The organism is Bacillus sp. FSL R7-0646, from assembly GCF_037969865.1.
Taxonomy (GTDB): domain Bacteria; phylum Bacillota; class Bacilli; order Bacillales; family Bacillaceae; genus Bacillus; species Bacillus licheniformis.
On sequence record NZ_CP150217.1, the window covers coordinates 1,098,234 to 1,114,216 of the forward strand.

The 15,983-nt window shown below is 47.4% G+C and carries 16 protein-coding genes; 10 read left to right on the forward strand and 6 right to left on the reverse strand.

The genetic code is table 11. The annotated features are described in order from the left end of the window. The first annotated feature begins 22 nt into the window (after positions 1-22). Positions 23-1,564 (forward strand): fatty acid--CoA ligase family protein, encoded by a 1,542-nt coding sequence (locus MKY62_RS05505; protein WP_003180309.1) that lies wholly within the window; start codon positions 23-25, stop codon positions 1,562-1,564. Here MKY62_RS05505 and MKY62_RS05510 read toward each other — a convergent pair. Next, a complete protein-coding gene (locus tag MKY62_RS05510; RefSeq protein WP_231082876.1) occupies positions 1,535-1,921 on the reverse strand; it encodes a hypothetical protein in 387 nt (128 codons plus the stop codon). The genes MKY62_RS05505 and MKY62_RS05510 overlap by 30 nt on opposite strands. A 187-nt stretch (positions 1,922-2,108) precedes the next feature. Between MKY62_RS05510 and MKY62_RS05515 the strand changes: the two genes are divergently transcribed. The 4 genes from MKY62_RS05515 to MKY62_RS05530 all read left to right on the forward strand — a co-directional run bounded on the left by MKY62_RS05515 (position 2,109) and on the right by MKY62_RS05530 (position 5,021). Next, complete coding sequence (locus tag MKY62_RS05515) at positions 2,109-2,660, forward strand: XRE family transcriptional regulator (protein WP_003180313.1); 552 nt, start codon at positions 2,109-2,111, stop codon at positions 2,658-2,660. A 12-nt stretch (positions 2,661-2,672) separates the two neighbouring features. Next, the gene (locus tag MKY62_RS05520; protein ID WP_003180314.1) at positions 2,673-3,389 is read left to right on the forward strand and encodes an AzlC family ABC transporter permease; all 717 of its coding nucleotides are present in this window, start codon (positions 2,673-2,675) and stop codon (positions 3,387-3,389) included. Further along, positions 3,382-3,693 (forward strand): AzlD domain-containing protein, encoded by a 312-nt coding sequence (locus tag MKY62_RS05525; protein WP_003180315.1) that lies wholly within the window; start codon positions 3,382-3,384, stop codon positions 3,691-3,693. Before MKY62_RS05520 ends, MKY62_RS05525 begins: the two co-directional genes overlap by 8 nt. Positions 3,694-3,764: 71 nt before the next feature. Further along, entirely contained in the window at positions 3,765-5,021 is a 1,257-nt protein-coding gene (locus tag MKY62_RS05530; protein ID WP_003180317.1) for a M48 family metallopeptidase, read from the forward strand. A gap of 57 nt (positions 5,022-5,078) precedes the next feature. Here MKY62_RS05530 and MKY62_RS05535 read toward each other — a convergent pair whose 3' ends face one another. After that, a complete protein-coding gene (locus MKY62_RS05535) occupies positions 5,079-6,215 on the reverse strand; it encodes a S8 family peptidase (RefSeq protein WP_023856571.1) in 1,137 nt (378 codons plus the stop codon). Between the two features lie 384 nt (positions 6,216-6,599). On the opposite strand from MKY62_RS05535, the gene MKY62_RS05540 reads away from it, so the two are divergent. The 4 genes from MKY62_RS05540 to MKY62_RS05555 all read left to right on the forward strand — a co-directional run bounded on the left by MKY62_RS05540 (position 6,600) and on the right by MKY62_RS05555 (position 10,723). Beyond that, complete coding sequence (locus MKY62_RS05540; RefSeq protein ID WP_003180338.1) at positions 6,600-7,529, forward strand: DMT family transporter; 930 nt, start codon at positions 6,600-6,602, stop codon at positions 7,527-7,529. A gap of 107 nt (positions 7,530-7,636) precedes the next feature. Then, positions 7,637-8,614 (forward strand): ABC transporter substrate-binding protein, encoded by a 978-nt coding sequence (locus MKY62_RS05545; protein WP_003180341.1) that lies wholly within the window; start codon positions 7,637-7,639, stop codon positions 8,612-8,614. Positions 8,615-8,696: 82 nt separating this feature from the next. Next, positions 8,697-9,695: an iron ABC transporter permease gene (locus MKY62_RS05550; protein ID WP_003180342.1), complete on the forward strand. Its 999-nt coding sequence runs from the start codon at positions 8,697-8,699 to the stop codon at positions 9,693-9,695. Beyond that, on the forward strand, positions 9,695-10,723 hold the full coding sequence (locus MKY62_RS05555; RefSeq protein ID WP_003180345.1) for an iron ABC transporter permease: 1,029 nt from the start codon (positions 9,695-9,697) through the stop codon (positions 10,721-10,723). Before MKY62_RS05550 ends, MKY62_RS05555 begins: the two co-directional genes overlap by 1 nt. A 12-nt stretch (positions 10,724-10,735) precedes the next feature. On the opposite strand, the gene MKY62_RS05560 is transcribed toward MKY62_RS05555, so the two are convergent. The 3 genes from MKY62_RS05560 to MKY62_RS05570 form a co-directional block, all read right to left on the reverse strand. Beyond that, the gene (locus MKY62_RS05560) at positions 10,736-11,308 is read right to left on the reverse strand and encodes a histidine phosphatase family protein (RefSeq protein WP_003180347.1); all 573 of its coding nucleotides are present in this window, start codon (positions 11,306-11,308) and stop codon (positions 10,736-10,738) included. Between the two features lie 284 nt (positions 11,309-11,592). Further along, positions 11,593-12,885, reverse strand: a complete 1,293-nt coding sequence (locus MKY62_RS05565) for a globin-coupled sensor protein (RefSeq protein ID WP_003180349.1) — start codon at positions 12,883-12,885, stop codon at positions 11,593-11,595. Positions 12,886-12,991: 106 nt separating this feature from the next. After that, positions 12,992-14,521 carry an FAD-dependent oxidoreductase gene (locus tag MKY62_RS05570; RefSeq protein WP_003180351.1) on the reverse strand — a complete coding sequence of 510 codons (1,530 nt, stop codon included), beginning with the start codon at positions 14,519-14,521 and terminating at the stop codon, positions 12,992-12,994. A gap of 140 nt (positions 14,522-14,661) precedes the next feature. Here MKY62_RS05570 and MKY62_RS05575 point away from each other — a divergent pair, with 140 nt between their 5' ends. Beyond that, complete coding sequence (locus tag MKY62_RS05575) at positions 14,662-15,519, forward strand: SDR family oxidoreductase (RefSeq protein ID WP_003180352.1); 858 nt, start codon at positions 14,662-14,664, stop codon at positions 15,517-15,519. A 65-nt stretch (positions 15,520-15,584) separates the two neighbouring features. Here the strand turns inward: MKY62_RS05575 and MKY62_RS05580 are convergent, their stop codons facing one another. Next, positions 15,585-15,818, reverse strand: coding sequence for an IDEAL domain-containing protein (locus tag MKY62_RS05580; protein ID WP_003180353.1), 234 nt, complete (start codon positions 15,816-15,818; stop codon positions 15,585-15,587). Between the last annotated feature and the right edge of the window lie 165 nt (positions 15,819-15,983).

Consider the following 15,983-nt stretch of genomic DNA (forward strand, 5'->3'; position numbering starts at 1 on the left):
CATTTTTTAAAGGGGTGGGAGAATGAATTTAGTTTCAAAATTAGGGGAAACAGCTCAATCAAAGCCTGACAGAACCGCTTATATTTTTGGAGAGCAAACGGAAACATACGGGGGATTGCAGCAGAAAATTGATTGCTTTGCCGAAGGGCTGCGCGAAATCGGGGTGGAAAAGGGAGATCATGTCGCTTTGCTACTCGGCAATACACCGCATTTTGTGATTGCGTTTTACGGCGCGCTGAAGGCCGGGGCTGTCGTCATACCGATCAATCCGGCCTATACGCCGACTGAGATCGGCTATATGCTGACAAATGGCGATGCAAAAGTGATCGTGGCTCTGGGACAGCTGCTTCCGCTTTACGAAAAGGTGCATGAATCCCTTCCGAAAGTCGGCTGCGTCGTGCTTTGCGAAACTGGAGAGCCGCTTCAGGAACCGGAAAACACAGAGGTTAAGATGAAATTGAAATCGTTTACAAGCATTATGAAACCTCCTGTCCGGCCGTTTCCTGAAATCGATGACGAAGATACGGCCGCCATCCTCTATACGTCAGGCACCACGGGAAGACCAAAAGGGGCGATGCTCACACATCAAAATCTATTTTCGAATGCAAATGATACAGCCCGCTATCTGACAATGAATGAATCTGACCTTGTCGTCGCCGCCCTGCCGATGTTCCACGTTTTTTGTTTAACGGTCTGCATGAATGCACCGCTCATGAACGGCGCAGCGATTTTGATCGTGCCGAAATTCAGTCCCGCCGAGGTTTTCAAGCTGATTAAAAAGCATCAGGCGACGATCTTCTCAGGCGTTCCGACAATGTACAATTACCTGTACCAGTATGAAGGAGCGGATGAAACAGGCTTTCGGTCCATCAGGCTTTGCATCTCAGGCGGAGCGGCCATGCCTGTCGCTCTCCTGAAAAGCTTTGAAGAAAGGTTCGGCGTCCTCGTTTTAGAAGGCTACGGCTTGTCGGAGGCTTCTCCTGTTACATGCTTTAACCCGTTCAGCACCGGCCGCAAGCCAGGATCGATCGGCACGAACATTCTCAATGTGAAAAACAAAGTCGTCAATGAACTCGGGGAAGAGCTGCCTGCCGGCCAAGTCGGCGAGCTGATCGTTAAAGGGCCTAATGTCATGAAAGGGTACTACAAAATGCCGGATGAGACGGCCCATACGATAAAAGACGGATGGCTGTATACAGGTGATTTGGCAAAACGGGATGAAGACGGTTATTTTTATATCGTCGACAGAAAAAAAGACATGATTATCGTCGGCGGCTATAATGTCTATCCGAGGGAGATCGAAGAAGTGCTCTACCTTCATCCGGAAATCGCAGAAGCGGTGGTGATCGGAGTGCCCGACCCGAATACGGGAGAAGCCGTCCAGTGCTATGTCGTTCCGAAGAATAAAACGCTGACAGAGGATGATGTCTTGTCGCATTGCAAAAAGCATCTTGCCAAATACAAGCGCCCGGCGGCGATCGTCTTCATGGATGAAATACCGAAAAATTCGACCGGCAAAATTTTAAGGCGCGCTTTAAAAGACATTTTGACAAATCAATCTTGACACGTTAAAAGGGACGCCTGCCGCGTCCCTTTTCTGCAGTTCTCTGAGAAGAGCGTCTTTTTCCTTTTGTCGGAGAACAAAATATGTGCCCTCCTCTTCTTTCAGGATGACGGCTTCATCTTTCTTCAGCCAGACGGTGAAGTGAACGCGATGTGTGTCGGTCATGCTGATGTATCCGTGATACGCCGGAGAAGGCAGGTGATGCGCTGTCTTTTTCTTCATTCTTTTCCCTTTATTAAATGTATCAAGCAGGACGGCTATGTTGTGCCTGTCTTTGATGCTGACCGTTTTTTCACTGTCTCCCGCCTGCTTCAAGATGATTTCTTCGGCATTTCTTGAGTCGAAAGGCTCCGCCATCAAGTGGAATACATAAAAGACAGTGATAGATAAAATACCGAAAAAAAGTATGAGCCCCATTATTTTTTTCAGAATGATCACCTCAGGCTATTTATTTTCTCCGTTTAATGGCTTTTCATCCTAAAAAATTATGCTATAATGTTCAATAAATTATACAAATGTTCAATTTATTGAGAGGAGGCAGAAGATGAATTCGATTGAAAAACAAGTCGCAGAAAACATAAAGAGGCTGCGAAAAGTCCGCAATTACAGTCTTGATCAATTGTCATCGATGACTGGCGTCAGCAAAGGCATGCTCGCGCAAATTGAAAAAGGCTCTTCAAGTCCGACGATCACAACTTTGTGGAAGATCGCAAACGGGCTGCAAGTATCATTTACTTCCTTGGCAGAAAAGCCCGCGGGGGAGCCGACGGTCGTCAGAAAGCATGAGAAAACGCCCGTTTTGGCCGGAGAAGAAAAATACGCGGCATTTCCGCATTTTCCCTTCGACCAGAAAAAGAAGTTTGAAATCTTTTATATTGAACTTGCGCCCGGCTGTGTACACGAATCAGAGCCTCACCACGGAGGGATTGAAGAGTATGTGCTCGTCTCTAGAGGAGCGATCGCGGTGACGGCGTGTGATTACACCTGCAGCCTGAACGAAGGCGATGCGATGCATTTCACCGCAAACACCGTGCATACGTACGAAAACAACACGGAACAAACGGCATCATGTTATACACTCATTTATTATCCGTAAAGAGGTGTCAAGATGGAAAAGCACGATTCACTCAACTTTCTAGACGGGCTTCGTTCAGGGGTTTCCCTTGCCGTCGGCTACATTCCGGTCGCTTTGACATTCGGGCTTTTGGCGAAAACAACGGGGCTGTCGCTTTTTGAAACGTTTTTGATGAGCGCCCTTGTTTTCGGAGGAGCGTCCCAGTATATGTCTTTAAGCATGCTCGCCGTTCAGACGGGAATCATCGAAATCGTTATGACGACGTTCATTGTGAATATCAGACATTTTTTATTTTCGGCGACTTTGAATCAATTGGTAGAAAAAGATTCGCCTTGGAAAAAAGCGTTTTACTCATTTTTCGCGGTGACAGATGAATCGTTTGCCGTCGCTGCTCTAAGAAAGGAAAAGCTAACGACCGGGTATATGATCGGCCTCGGTTCGATCGGATATGTAAGCTGGGTTTTTTGGAGTGCGGCCGGGCATTTTGCAGGGGCCGCCATGCCGGCCGTTCTCCAGGAAAGCATGAGCATCGCCCTTTATGCCATGTTTATCGGATTGTTGGTGCCGCCTTTGAAAAAACAGCGAAAAGTCCTGCTGCTGGCGGGGGCGGCTGCGCTATTCAATACCGTTTTCCAAATGAACGGAATATTGTCGGCAGGATGGTCGATCGTCTGCGCTACGCTTTTATCCGCCGTCCTGATTGAATGGCTGTACCAATTTAGAACAGAGGGGAAGAGAAACTATGTTTAGCCCGATCATCTGGATGATTATCGGCATGGCTGCCGTTACATATGTGCCGCGGATGTTGCCCCTCATTGCTTTTGAAAGCCTGAAGCTTCCCGGATTTTTGGAGCGCGTGCTGAAAAATGTGCCGTACGCCGTTTTAGGAGCTCTCATTTTTCCTGGAATTTTTTCGGTGCAAAGCGGTATGCTCTATGGACTTGCCGGCGCTCTTATCGCATTTTTATTTTCCTATTTTGGAGCAAGCGTCATAGTCGTCGTGATGGGGACGATTTTGACGCTCGCAGGGGCCGGCCTCTTGCTCTCATTGTAAGGCTTGGTTCTAACTTTCACAGGAAAAGCTTACAATAGAAGTAACTGCTATGTGAGAGGAAGTGATTCGCCATGCGGAAATGGATCGCGGGAGCCGTTCTCCTGTATGTGCTGTACGGCCTTTTTTTCTATTGGTATCTCTTTATGGCCGGTGAACCCTCCGTTCCCGAGGCGCTGAAAGGGACAAGCGCAGACCCGGCGACATTTATGAACGAAAGGGAACTCATGCTGACGGAAGAGTACTCGAAAATAAAGGACTTTCTGTTTTTTATCCGGATTCCGTTTGAGTGGTTCTTATTTTTAATATTGTTGATTGCCGGTTTATCGAAGAAAATGAAGAATTGGGCGGAGCAGACGTCAAAGCGGAGAACGATTCAAATAACGGCATATGTTTTTGCTTTGTTTCTGATCGTCACGATCGTTTCTTTGCCGCTTGACTGGATCAGCTATCAATATTCGCTTGACTACGGCATATCAACACAGACAACCGCGAGCTGGATCAAAGACCAGGTGATCGACTTCTGGATCAGCTTTCCGATAACGGCTGCGGCGGTGATCGTCTTTTACTTTTTGATCAAAAAGCATGAAAAACGCTGGTGGTTTTATGCCTGGTGCCTGACGGTTCCGGTTACGCTGTTTTTATTTTTCCTTCAGCCGGTTGTCATCGATCCTTTATACAATGACTTTTATCCGCTGAAAAATAAAGATCTCGAACAAAGCATTCTGAAGCTGGCCGATCAGGCAGATATTCCTGCGAATCACGTCTATGAAGTGAACATGTCTGAAAAAACGAATGCGTTAAATGCTTATGTGACAGGGATCGGCGCCAATAAAAGGATTGTGCTCTGGGATACCACGCTGAACAAGCTGGATGAGCCGGAAATTTTATTCATTATGGCGCACGAAATGGGGCACTATGTGATGAAGCATGTTTACATAGGACTCGGCGGGTACCTGCTTTTATCCCTTGCCGTCTTTTATGTGATCGACAAGCTGTACAAGCGGATCATCGGCCGCTATGGAAAAAGCCTCCGCATTGCGGGAAAATCCGATCTTGCCGCACTCCCGCTTCTCCTGATGCTGATGGGGGTCATCTCTTTCGCGTCTTCTCCATTTACAAACGCAGTTTCGAGGCATCAGGAAAAAGCCGCTGACCAGTATGCGATTGAACTGACGCAAAACAGCGATGCAGCGGTTTCGACGTTTCAAGAGCTCTCAAAAGCCGGGCTGAGCGAGGCAAACCCGCCGTTTCTCGTCAAGATTTTTAAATACGGCCATCCGACGATCATGGAACGGATTCAAAATATTGAACAGTCTTCATCAGAATGAAGAAAAAGCTAGTGCTAAAAACACTAGCTTTTTCTATATGCTATTTGTTAGAATATGTTATTGAGCGGCAGCTTCGACATTGATCAGACCTTTCCCATAGTAGAAGGAGCTTCCCAAATAAGTCGCCGTGCTGGAGAGACGGTTGCGGACTTGTGAAGCTGAAAGGTTCGGATGTTTTGACAAGATCAAAGCTGCTGCTCCCGCTACATGAGGAGAAGCCATTGACGTTCCGTTCAATGTTGCATAAGTGTTCGTTGGGTAAGTGCTGTATACGCCTGCGCCAGGAGCCATGACTTCAAGCTCTGCTCCCACACTGGAAAATGAAGCTCTGTTGCTGTTAGAGTCTACCGCGCCAACAGCGATGACAGAATCGTATTTCGCAGGATAGCCAATTGTATTCGTGTTTCCTGAAGATCCGCTGTTCCCTGCTGCAGCTACAACGACAACCCCTCTTGCATATGCATTGTCGACTGCCTGTTTCATCGCTGTCGAGCCTGATGCTCCCCCAAGGCTCATATTGATAACATCCATGCCGTTTGTTGTCGCCCACTCGATTCCGCTTACAATGCCGCTGTATGATCCGCTTCCGCTTGAATTCAGTACTTTAACCGCGTACAAGGATACGCTTGGCGCAACGCCTAATACACCCGTTGTATTGTCAAGCGCAGCTACTGTACCGGCAACATGTGTGCCGTGTCCGTTGCCGTCGGTGTTATAAGCTTCGCCAGCCACAAAGCTTGCTCCGCCGACTACGTTCAAGTCCGGATGAGAAGCTTGGATTCCTGTATCCAGGACGGCTACTTTTACATTCGCTCCCTTAAAGCCTTGAGCCTGCACTTTGTCCGCTTTAATGAGAGGAATGCCGTAAGGAACGGTTTGCGCCAAGGCATGGGCCACATGATCCTCTTCCACATAAGCGACATCCGGATCATTTTTGACTTCCTTAAGCGCTTCTTTGTCTAGCTTCGCTTTTGCCGCGTTGATGATTCTAAACTGCTTGTCCACTTTTCCGCCGCTCTCTTTGATGATGTCCTTTTTGACAGATGCGGTTTTCACTCCTGACTTAAATCCGACAATATAATCCTTTTCAACATTTTTCGCCGGTTGAGCAGCAGAAGCGGAATCGCTGAATGCCATCGTGAACACGAGCATGAAGGCCGTCAGCATCCCAAGCCAAAAACTCTTTTTCCTCATCATTACTCACTCTCCTCCTCTTTATTCAGAATAATTTAAATAGAAGGATAATATAATCTATTCCAATTATTCTGTTAATTTATTATAGAAAAAAAATGAATTATATGGTAGGCCTATTTTTTTGGAGGACCAATTTAAAATTTTTTGGTTATTAATAACTGTTTTAGAAAAATGTTCAGTTCGAAAGTATGAATAGACCGCTTCAGCCTGGCAGGGAAAGAGGTCCCGAGGGCCGCGAATGACAGGAGATTGCTCCATCTGATTCATTTTATGAAAATACTATTCATTTATTTTATGAGATCATTTTTTGCCGAAGGAGGTTGCGGCCTTGTCGATCATCTATTAAAATATGCAATATATCGCATACAGAAACGGGTGAAAGATATGAAATCAGCTCATGTGAAAGGCGTATTGATGGTGCTTGCAGGGGCTTCATTGTGGGGATTATCGGGAAGCGCTGCACAGTACATATTTGAAAGGGGAGCGGTTGAAGCCGGCTCGCTTGTCTCTGTCAGGCTTCTGGCATCGGGAGTCATTCTCTTGTTATATGTTTCAATGAAAAACGGTTTTCAACATGTGTGTCAGATATGGAAGAAAAAAACAGATATTTGTTCGATTTTAGTATTTTCCATTTTTGGAATGCTTGCTGTTCAATATACGTTTTTTGCTTCAATCGAAAAGGGAAATGCCGCGGCTGCTGCAATTCTTCAATACTTGGCGCCTTTTTTCGTATTGTTTTACCTATATGTTAAAAAAGAACTTCCGCCTAAGTGGAAAGATGCCGTACTTACTTTATTGGCGCTTTTCGGCGTGTTTCTTCTTTTGACAGGCGGAAGGCCGGACAGTTTGTATATTCCGGCCGAGGCCGCCGTTTGGGGCATTTTGTCCGGTGGAGCGCTTGCTTTCTATACGGTTTTTGCAGGAGGATTAATTCAATCGTTCGGTGCTTTGACGGTTACGGGATGGGGTATGCTCGTCGGAGGGGCCGGAATTTCTTTTTTGTTTCCGCCGTTTCGGTTTGACCTTTCGCACATTGGGGCAGGGGAGGCGGCAGCCATTCTGTTTGTTGTATTGTGCGGCACAGCTTTGGCGTTTGCCCTATACATCGGCAGCCTTTCTTATCTTTCCGCAAAAGAAACGAGCTGCCTGAGCTGCGCCGAACCGCTTGCGGCCGTTCTGTCGTCAGCGCTCTGGCTGGGTGTGCCCTTCAATGCCTTTCAAGGAGCCGGTACGGTGATGGTGATCATTACGGTCATCATCCTTTCCCTCAGCAGAGAAAGAAAAGCAGCAGATTCTGTCAATGAAAGGGTGTAGAAAGGAGAGGGAGGCTCCTTTCTTTTTTAAAATGATAATGATTATCATTGTCATTGATGGAGGGAGTTGCTATAATAAGCTCGTCTACTACAAAAAAGGAGATATATATGAAGCACAAATATTTTGCTATTTTATTTTTATTGATGATATCAGTGATGACGGCCTGCTCTGGAGGAAGCGAGAGCACGAAAACTTCCGGTCAGGATTCCGTGACAGTTAAGCATGATCTTGGAGAAACGAAAGTGCGGAATAAACCGAAAAAAGTTGTGGTTCTTGAATTGGGATTTATTGATGCGCTCCTTGATGCGGGTATTAAGCCTGTCGGAATTGCGGACGACGGCAAACCTAAGTTTATTAACGAGAAGGTCAGGGGAAAAATCAAAGGGTATACTTCAGTCGGTTCGCGCGCCCAGCCAAGCTTTGAAAAAATTGCTTCTTTAAAGCCCGATTTAATTATTGCCGATTCGAGCAGGCACAGCGGCGTCTATGATAAGCTGTCGAAAATTGCGCCGACAATCGCGCTCAAAAACTTGAATGCCGATTATCAGGACACGCTTGATGCATCTCTTACGATTGCGAAAGCCGTCGGCAAAGAAAGCGCAATGGAGAAAAAATTGGCTGAACATAAACAAAAGCTGGATGAATTGAAACAGAAATTCGGCAGCCGGAAACAGAGCATTCTTCTGCTCGGGAACACAAATGAAGAAATCACCGTGCGCGATGAAAACTTTTTCACGTCTCAGCTTCTGACGAAAATCGGCTATACATACGGTGTCGGAGACAGCGGCAAAGGCGATGCCGAAAACGGTGAATCCGTCAATATTAAAATGACGCTCGAACAGCTGCTTGAGAAAGATCCCGACGTTATTGTCCTGATGACGGGAGAAAAAGATAAAGTCGATGAAGACGGGAAAAGACCGATCGAAAAAGATCCTCTTTGGAAAAAGCTCAGCGCAGTCAAAAACGGCAAGGTTTATGAAGCCGACAGATTCGCCTGGTCGCTCCGACGCAGCATTGACGGAGCAGATGAGCTGATGGATGAAATCGATCAGCATCTTCTGTCTGAGGATCAAAAGAAATCTTAGGAGCCTGCCGGCTTGTTGGACGGGATGACGCATGCTTTTGTAAAAAAGCATGCGCTTGTTTTTTCTAAAGGAGTGACCTGTTTTGATATATATGAAACGTTTTGCACCGCTCATTTTTGTTTTTCTTTTGCTTGCGAGTTTTGCGCTTTCTGTTTCAATCGGTTCGTCAATGATTGCACTGTCCGATATTTGGGCGGCTGTTTTTGCGTACGACGGTTCAAAATTGCACGCGATTATTCAGTCCATCCGAATTCCGCGCGCATTGACCGCCGCATTAATCGGCGCGAATCTAGGGGCTGCGGGCGCGCTGATGCAGGCGGTGACAAGAAATGCGCTCGCATCTCCGAGCATCTTCGGAATCAATGCAGGGGCCTCGCTTGCTGTCGTATGTTTGACGGTGATGTTTCCTGCGCTTGCAGCTCCCCAGACAGCGATGGGAGCCGCATTTGCCGGCGGTGCAGCGGCCGCGCTGATCGTGTACGCGGTTGCCTCAGTATTCAGCGAACATGACAGGGATATCAGCTTTGCCTTGATTGGCGTTGTCATTCAGGCGATTCTTGCTTCGATGACGCAAATGCTGCTTATCTTTCATGAAGAGTCGACGGAAACGCTATTGTTTTGGCTTTCCGGTTCTTTAGCGGGGAGCTCATGGGATAAGCTTCATTTATTGGTTCCGGTGAGCATTGCGGGTTTGTTGACGGCTTTGGCCTTAGGGAGGGCGGCTTCCGTCATGAGTCTCGGAGATGAAGTTTCTCATGGGCTGGGACAAAAAGTATGGCTCAGCAGATTGCTAATCGCCTTCACTGTTGTCGCATTGGCGGGAGTGTCCGTTTCCGCCGCCGGTCCGATTGGTTTCATCGGTTTGATGGTTCCTCATATGATCCGGTATCTCATCGGTGCTGACTACCGGGCGGTGATTCCGTATTCGGCATTGCTTGGAGCCGTTCTTTTGCTGTTTGCCGATATTTTGTCCCGCTTTGTCTATTTTCCGTACCAAACGCCTGTCGGAGTTGTCACGGCAATGATTGGGACGCCGTTTTTTATCTATTTGGCGAGAAGACGGAAAAAGGGGGCGGCATAATGAACAATCCGGCAAGAAAGACGAAAAGGCGGCGCGGACAATCGGCGGTTGTTCTCTGTGCGCTATTCGCCTGTTTGTTTGTGCTCATTGTACTCAATTTGGCGATCGGCGATGAAAACATCGGACTGTGGGACGTATTGAAATCGCTGGCAGGACAAGGCGATGCGGGAGTCCGCTTTTTGGTGATGGAATTTCGAATGCCGCGAATCCTCCTCGCTGTGCTTGCCGGAGGGGCGCTTTCGATCGCGGGTGTAGTCGCTCAATTTCTGATGAAAAATCCGCTGGCCGCCCCTGACACGCTTGGGATTACAGGAGGAGCGGGATTGGGCGCTGTGATCGTTACGGTCTTGTTTTCACAGCAAAGTCCGCTTCTGCTGACAGGCGCCGCCTTTTCAGGAAGCGTTTTAGCTGCGATCCTCGTCTATTTATTGGCTTATCGAAATGGGATCTCTCCTGTGCGGCTGGCTCTTGTCGGGATAGCGGTCAATGCTTTCTGCCATTCGGGCATTCAGCTGTTAATCTCAAGGGGGAGCCCGAATGTCAACAGCGCATTAATTTGGCTGAACGGAAGTCTGTGGGGAAGAGGCTGGCAGGATGTATTGCCTCTTTTCATATGGTGCTGTCTGGTGATTCCTCCGATATGGCTTGCGGCAAAACCGCTCGATATCATCAAATCAGGGGACGGGATTGCCGTCGGCCTCGGCATCCGGCTTGAAAGAACAAGGTTTCTGCTGCTTGCCGGTGCGGTTTTGCTGACAGCTGCTGCTGTGACCGCTGTGGGAACGATCGGTTTTATCGGGCTGATGGCGCCTCATATCGCAAGAAAGCTCGCAGGGGCTGAAACGAAGATCTTGATTCCCGTTGCAGCTCTCGTCGGCGGCATCGTCCTTTTGATAGCCGATGCCGCCGGAAGAGGTCTTGTTCCGCCGCTTGAAATACCGGCCGGATTGATCGCAGCCGTTATCGGCGGGCCGTATTTTATCTATTTGCTGCGCCGCGAAGAACATAAAAAAAGACGGCATGCTTGATGCCGTCTTTTTTTAATCTGACAAATGGTGTGAAAGGTTGTAATCCTTCACATGCCATTTATTTTCATGAAATTTGATGTTGCTTAGGCAGGCATTGACGAGCTTCGTGTTTTCCAGGTTGATGTCGCCGTTTGAGATTTTTGACAGAAGCGCGTGTATCGCGGCTCCGTGTGCGACGATCAGCACTTTTTTGTCCGGATACCGCTCACTGACCTTTTGAACGCCGGCCATCAGCCGTTCGGCAAGCGCTTCTTTTGATTCCTGATTCGGATATTCTTTATCAGGATAGAGCCTCATTCTTTCTTCGAATGGCATTCCTTCTGCATCTCCGTAATTCCTCTCGATGAAATCCTCCATTTCGATGATTTCAAGTCCGAGGTATTGATTGATGATTTCAGCGGTTTCTTTCGCTCTTCTTAAAGGGCTTGTAATGATGACGTCCCAGTCGGACCCTTTCAAAAACGCCCCGGTTTCTTTTGCTTGTTTTTTACCGGTTTCATTTAAAGGGATATCTGTTCTTCCCTGCAGTTTTCCTAAAGCATTCCAGTCCGTCTCGCCGTGCCGGATCAAACAAATCGCAGTCATGCTAAAAGTCTCCTTTCGAACTTGGGGTGCGCATTTTCGGTGATATGGCCATTATACTAAATTTAAAAAACGGAACCACGAAATATGACTGGCACCGAACAACATTTACATGATTTTTTCAAACAGGCTGTGCCGATTCTGCTGTTTTTTCGATCACGTCTGCAATCGTTGTCGAGCGTTGCCGTGATGGCTGTGAATATATATCTTTGCTTGCACGGCAGACTTCTCAAAGTATGGATGTGAAAAAATACACAGGTCATGATTGACCTGTGTACGGTAACGCCTCATTTTTTTGTCAGCTCTACGAGAGAATCGACTGAAACTGCGACTTGTGATACGGCGGCATTGACATCTTGAAGGCCGCTTAAAAACGACTGCAGGTCGCCTTCGATTCGGCCGCTTTGCTCTTTGCTCGTTTTCATATTGGAGACGATATCATCGAATAGGCGATTGATCTCCGACATCTTGTCTTTGCTTTCGTTCACAAGCTGATTTACATCTGTAATATGCTTCGTGACGATCGAGATTTGAGCGTTTGTGTTATTGACGAGCTCTGATACGGTGGAGACGGTTTTTTTCGTATCATCGGACAGCTTTCTGACTTCGTTTGCGACAACTGCGAAACCTTTGCCGTGCTCTCCTGCCCTTGCCGATTCGATCGAGGCGTTGAGCGAAAGCAAATTCGTCTGTTCGGCAATGCCTGTTACGATGCCGAATATCTTTTCGATCTGCAGCGCGATTTCTTCCAGCTTTTTAATTTCCTGCTCGATTTGCGTCATGCTGCTTCCCATTTGATTCAGCTGCTGTTCCTGTTCCTCAAGCTCCTTTTTTCCGCCGATCGATTTTTGTTCGACAGAAACGGCTGTCTTCGTTCCGGCTCTTGACGTTTCGGCGATCTCGGAAGATTTGTCGACCAATTCCTGTACGGCGCCCGTCGTTTCGGCAAATATAGCGGCCAAAGAACCGGAAGTATCTTTAATTTGCCTGTGAAGTTCATTTTTGCTTTCTTCATCAAGTCTGCGGAGCCTCGCGTGTTCGTCTTCAAAGGCCTCCAGGACGATCTGCTGTTCGATGTTGAGAATTTTGGTGACGGCTTTGACAGACCGCCTGTATTCCTCATCGGATAAGGCGTTTTCAAAGATCTTCAGCATTGAAAGAAGGAGATCTTGAAATGCCCCCAGATACCACTTTGGCAACAGTCCGATGCGAAGATGAACGTGGGCGATCCGGATTCTTTTTTCTAAAAAGGCTTCGTCGATGACGCCTGAAAACATTTCCTGGATGTGGATCGTCAATGTCTTTTTGAGACGGTCGACCGAGCTGTTGTCATGGATGATCTCCATGAGAGAGCTTTCATGCTCAAGATTTTGATAAAATCGGGTGACGATGGTTTCAATATGTTCAGTGACTAAGGGCTTCAGCCTGCTCAGCACCCAAAGATCCTCATCCGTCAAATCGACCATTGCCAGCTGTTTTTTAAATTCTGCGTGCTGATTGAGCCTGATTCTTTTTGTTTGGTCAGGGCTTTCCCCAGCAAAAAATGATCGTTCTGTCTTTCTATCCTTTTTGAATAACACGATCGTATCCCCCTGTAATCATTAATGATAAAACTGCCGTTTTTTTGAAATTTCCAGCATTTATCTTTTTATCGGCAATTTTTCATTACTTTTTAACTTGTACATCTTAGCTTTCTGGATCTTTAAGAGGTTCTACGGCAGGGCCCTCAATGACATCGCCGTCGATCGAAAACCTTGAGCCGTGGCACGGACAGTCCCATGTCTTTTCTCCATCATTCCACTCGACTTCACAGCCCATATGGGTGCATGTTGTGTCAACCAGATGAAGCTCGCCTTTTTCATCGCGATAAGCGCCCGCCCGTTTCCCGGCATGCGACACGACCGCGCCTTCTCCGTTGACAAGGTCTTCCGGCTTCCTGATCGGCTGCTCGAGTTTTCCTTCGGCAAAGTGTTTTGCAACATCCGCGTTGTAGGAAATCGCTTTTTTGATGCTTGGATCCGGGTGGAAACGGGCCGGCTGAAAGACGGCTTGATAAGGATTGTCTTCACCCGCGATATGATCTGTCATCAGCTGCGCGGCGAGGGTGCTCGTTGTCATGCCCCATTTCCGATATCCGGTGGCGACGAGAATGCGCTTTTCTTTCGGATAGATCGGCCCGATATACGGAATTTTGTCAAGCGTGATTAAATCTTGCGCTGACCAGCGGTAAGGGATCGATTCGATGCCGAGCACGCCTTCCGCAAATGATTCAAGCGCCTGATAATGCTTGATTGTATCTTCTCCCTGGCCGGTTTTGTGGCTTTCACCGCCGACAAGAACCATTTTTTCTCCGTCGATCGTCACCGAGCGAAGCGAGCGTGAAGGCTGGTCTATACTTAAGTACATGCCGCCTGGATACGGCGTTTTCGGCTTGACGGCGAGCACGTATGACCGGCTCGGCTCAAGCCTTGCAAAATAGAATCCTTTTTTATCATGAAATGGAAAGTGCGTGCAGCACGTGACATAATCGCTGAAGATTTGATGTCCGCTTCTTGTCAGCACTTTTGGCCGGTCGCCTTCTTTGATTTCCTTAGACGCCGTGTTTTCGTATATTTTTCCGCCGGCTTCCCGGACGGCCTCTGCAAGGTATTTCAAATAGTGCAGCGGATGAAACTGGGCCTGGTTTTTCATGACGAGTCCTGCTTTTACATCAATTGGGACGGGGAGATCTTTGATGAATTCCCTGTCAATCCCGAGCTTTTGGTATGCTTCATATTCCTTTCTGAGTTTTTGGACCGATTGTTCTTCAGTTGTGTAAATGCACGCGTCCTGTTCTTCAAAATCGCACGGTATCTTTTGCTCAAGCACGAGGTTTTTGATAAAGGACAGCGCCTTGAGATTTGCTTCATAATACAGCCTCGCATTCGGCATTCCGATATGCCCGATCAGTTCGTCATAGATCAGATCGTGCTGCGCGGTGATTTTGGCTGTCGTATAGCCGGTTGTTCCGTCGAGTATCCGTCCGGATTCGATCAAGACGACGCTGTAGCCTTTTTTCGTCAGCAAATAAGCCGTCGTCAGTCCGGTCATGCCGCCGCCGATGATGGCGACATCTGTTTTGACATCTTCAGACAGTTCCTCGAACGAAGGAAGGTCTGTACTGTTTCTCCAATACGATTCAGGCGAGTCCGGCAGTTTTTGTTCTTGATTGCTCACAAAGTTCCCTCCATCATGCATCCGTTTTGTTCTTAAATTTTCCCAATTGAGAAATATTCATGCATCTGAATCGGCTTGTCATAAAAAAGGGGCGTTTTCATAAAATAGTAAGGTTGAATCGATGTGAAGGAGGAATGGTTTTGAGCAAGCAGCCGAAGAAAGTACTGCCTCCCCAGCACCAAACACAGCGTCCCGGATTGGAGTATTTGATGGATCCCCGGCCCGTTTTCGACCGGCCGAAACGAGAGCGAAAACTGGCTGGGAAAACCGCGATTATTACGGGAGGAGACAGCGGAATCGGCCGTGCCGTGTCCGTTTTGTTTGCGAAGGAAGGCGCGAACGTTGTCATCGTTTACTTAAATGAACACCGCGATGCAGAAGAAACAAAGGGGTATGTGGAAAAAGAAGGCGTCGGATGCAAGCTGATTGCAGGGGACATCGGGGACGAGGCTTTTTGCAACGATGTGGTGCGCCGGGCAAAGGAAGCATTCCCAACGATCGATATTCTCGTCAATAATGCGGCTGAACAGCATCCGCAAAAGGGAATCGAAAAAATCACGAGCCATCAGCTGATCCGAACGTTTCAGACGAATATTTTTTCCATGTTTTATTTGACAAAAGCTGTGCTGCCGCATTTGAAAAAAGGCAGCTCAATCATCAATACGACCTCGATTACGGCTTATGCCGGCAATGAAAGGCTGATCGATTATTCTTCGACGAAAGGAGCGATTACATCATTTACGCGTTCGCTCGCTTTGTCGCTTGTCGATCAGGGCATTCGTGTGAACGGTGTGGCACCGGGGCCGATTTGGACGCCGCTTATACCGTCGACGTTTACTGAGAGAGAGGTCGAAATATTCGGTTCAACAACGCCGATGGAACGGCCGGGACAGCCTGCTGAAGTGGCGCCGAGCTATCTGTTTCTAGCCAGCGACGATTCTTCCTACATGACGGGCCAGGTGCTCCATGTCAACGGCGGAACGATTATTAACGGATAAAAGGCCGGACTATTTAAAAAGCCGGCTTTTTTCGCATAAGAAAGCCAATCCCTTGGGATTGGCCGTTATGCGTGCTTTTTCAGCGCTGTATATTCTCTTGAAAGCTCAAGGAAAGATTGCTTATCTCCTTTGTCTAATGCTTCATTAATCTTCTTGCTCAGCGTGTGCAAACGCCGTTTAAAAAGCGATTCATCAAGGACCATTTGAATGTAGATATCCGTGATGGTTACATCAAGTTCTTTCACCTTTTGGGTATTGCGGGACTTCATGAGCTCAGCGTACGACTTTTTCTCTTTCATAAAGATTCCCCCTGATGCCTTTTTTATAGTATATGGATTACACAATAAAAAATCAATAAGTATTTATAATTTTTAGAAAATTATTCGGAGATGCGTGTTTATGAGAATAAAAGTTTGTATATTTGGACAAAGAAACACGGATTTAATCGAACAAAACATAAAAAT

What these genes read in the sequence shown, in the direction of transcription:
- MKY62_RS05520 (WP_003180314.1), top strand. Translation starts at nt 2,673, where the DNA reads ATGGAAAAGCACGATTCACTCAACTTTCTAGACGGGCTTCGTTCAGGG.
- MKY62_RS05510 (WP_231082876.1), bottom strand. Translation starts at nt 1,921, where the DNA reads ATGGCGGAGCCTTTCGACTCAAGAAATGCCGAAGAAATCATCTTGAAG.
- MKY62_RS05540 (WP_003180338.1), top strand. Translation starts at nt 6,600, where the DNA reads ATGAAATCAGCTCATGTGAAAGGCGTATTGATGGTGCTTGCAGGGGCT.
- MKY62_RS05535 (WP_023856571.1), bottom strand. Translation starts at nt 6,215, where the DNA reads ATGAGGAAAAAGAGTTTTTGGCTTGGGATGCTGACGGCCTTCATGCTC.
- MKY62_RS05505 (WP_003180309.1), top strand. Translation starts at nt 23, where the DNA reads ATGAATTTAGTTTCAAAATTAGGGGAAACAGCTCAATCAAAGCCTGAC.
- MKY62_RS05560 (WP_003180347.1), bottom strand. Translation starts at nt 11,308, where the DNA reads ATGACTGCGATTTGTTTGATCCGGCACGGCGAGACGGACTGGAATGCT.
- MKY62_RS05525 (WP_003180315.1), top strand. Translation starts at nt 3,382, where the DNA reads ATGTTTAGCCCGATCATCTGGATGATTATCGGCATGGCTGCCGTTACA.
- MKY62_RS05555 (WP_003180345.1), top strand. Translation starts at nt 9,695, where the DNA reads ATGAACAATCCGGCAAGAAAGACGAAAAGGCGGCGCGGACAATCGGCG.
- MKY62_RS05515 (WP_003180313.1), top strand. Translation starts at nt 2,109, where the DNA reads ATGAATTCGATTGAAAAACAAGTCGCAGAAAACATAAAGAGGCTGCGA.
- MKY62_RS05580 (WP_003180353.1), bottom strand. Translation starts at nt 15,818, where the DNA reads ATGAAAGAGAAAAAGTCGTACGCTGAGCTCATGAAGTCCCGCAATACC.
- MKY62_RS05530 (WP_003180317.1), top strand. Translation starts at nt 3,765, where the DNA reads ATGCGGAAATGGATCGCGGGAGCCGTTCTCCTGTATGTGCTGTACGGC.
- MKY62_RS05545 (WP_003180341.1), top strand. Translation starts at nt 7,637, where the DNA reads ATGAAGCACAAATATTTTGCTATTTTATTTTTATTGATGATATCAGTG.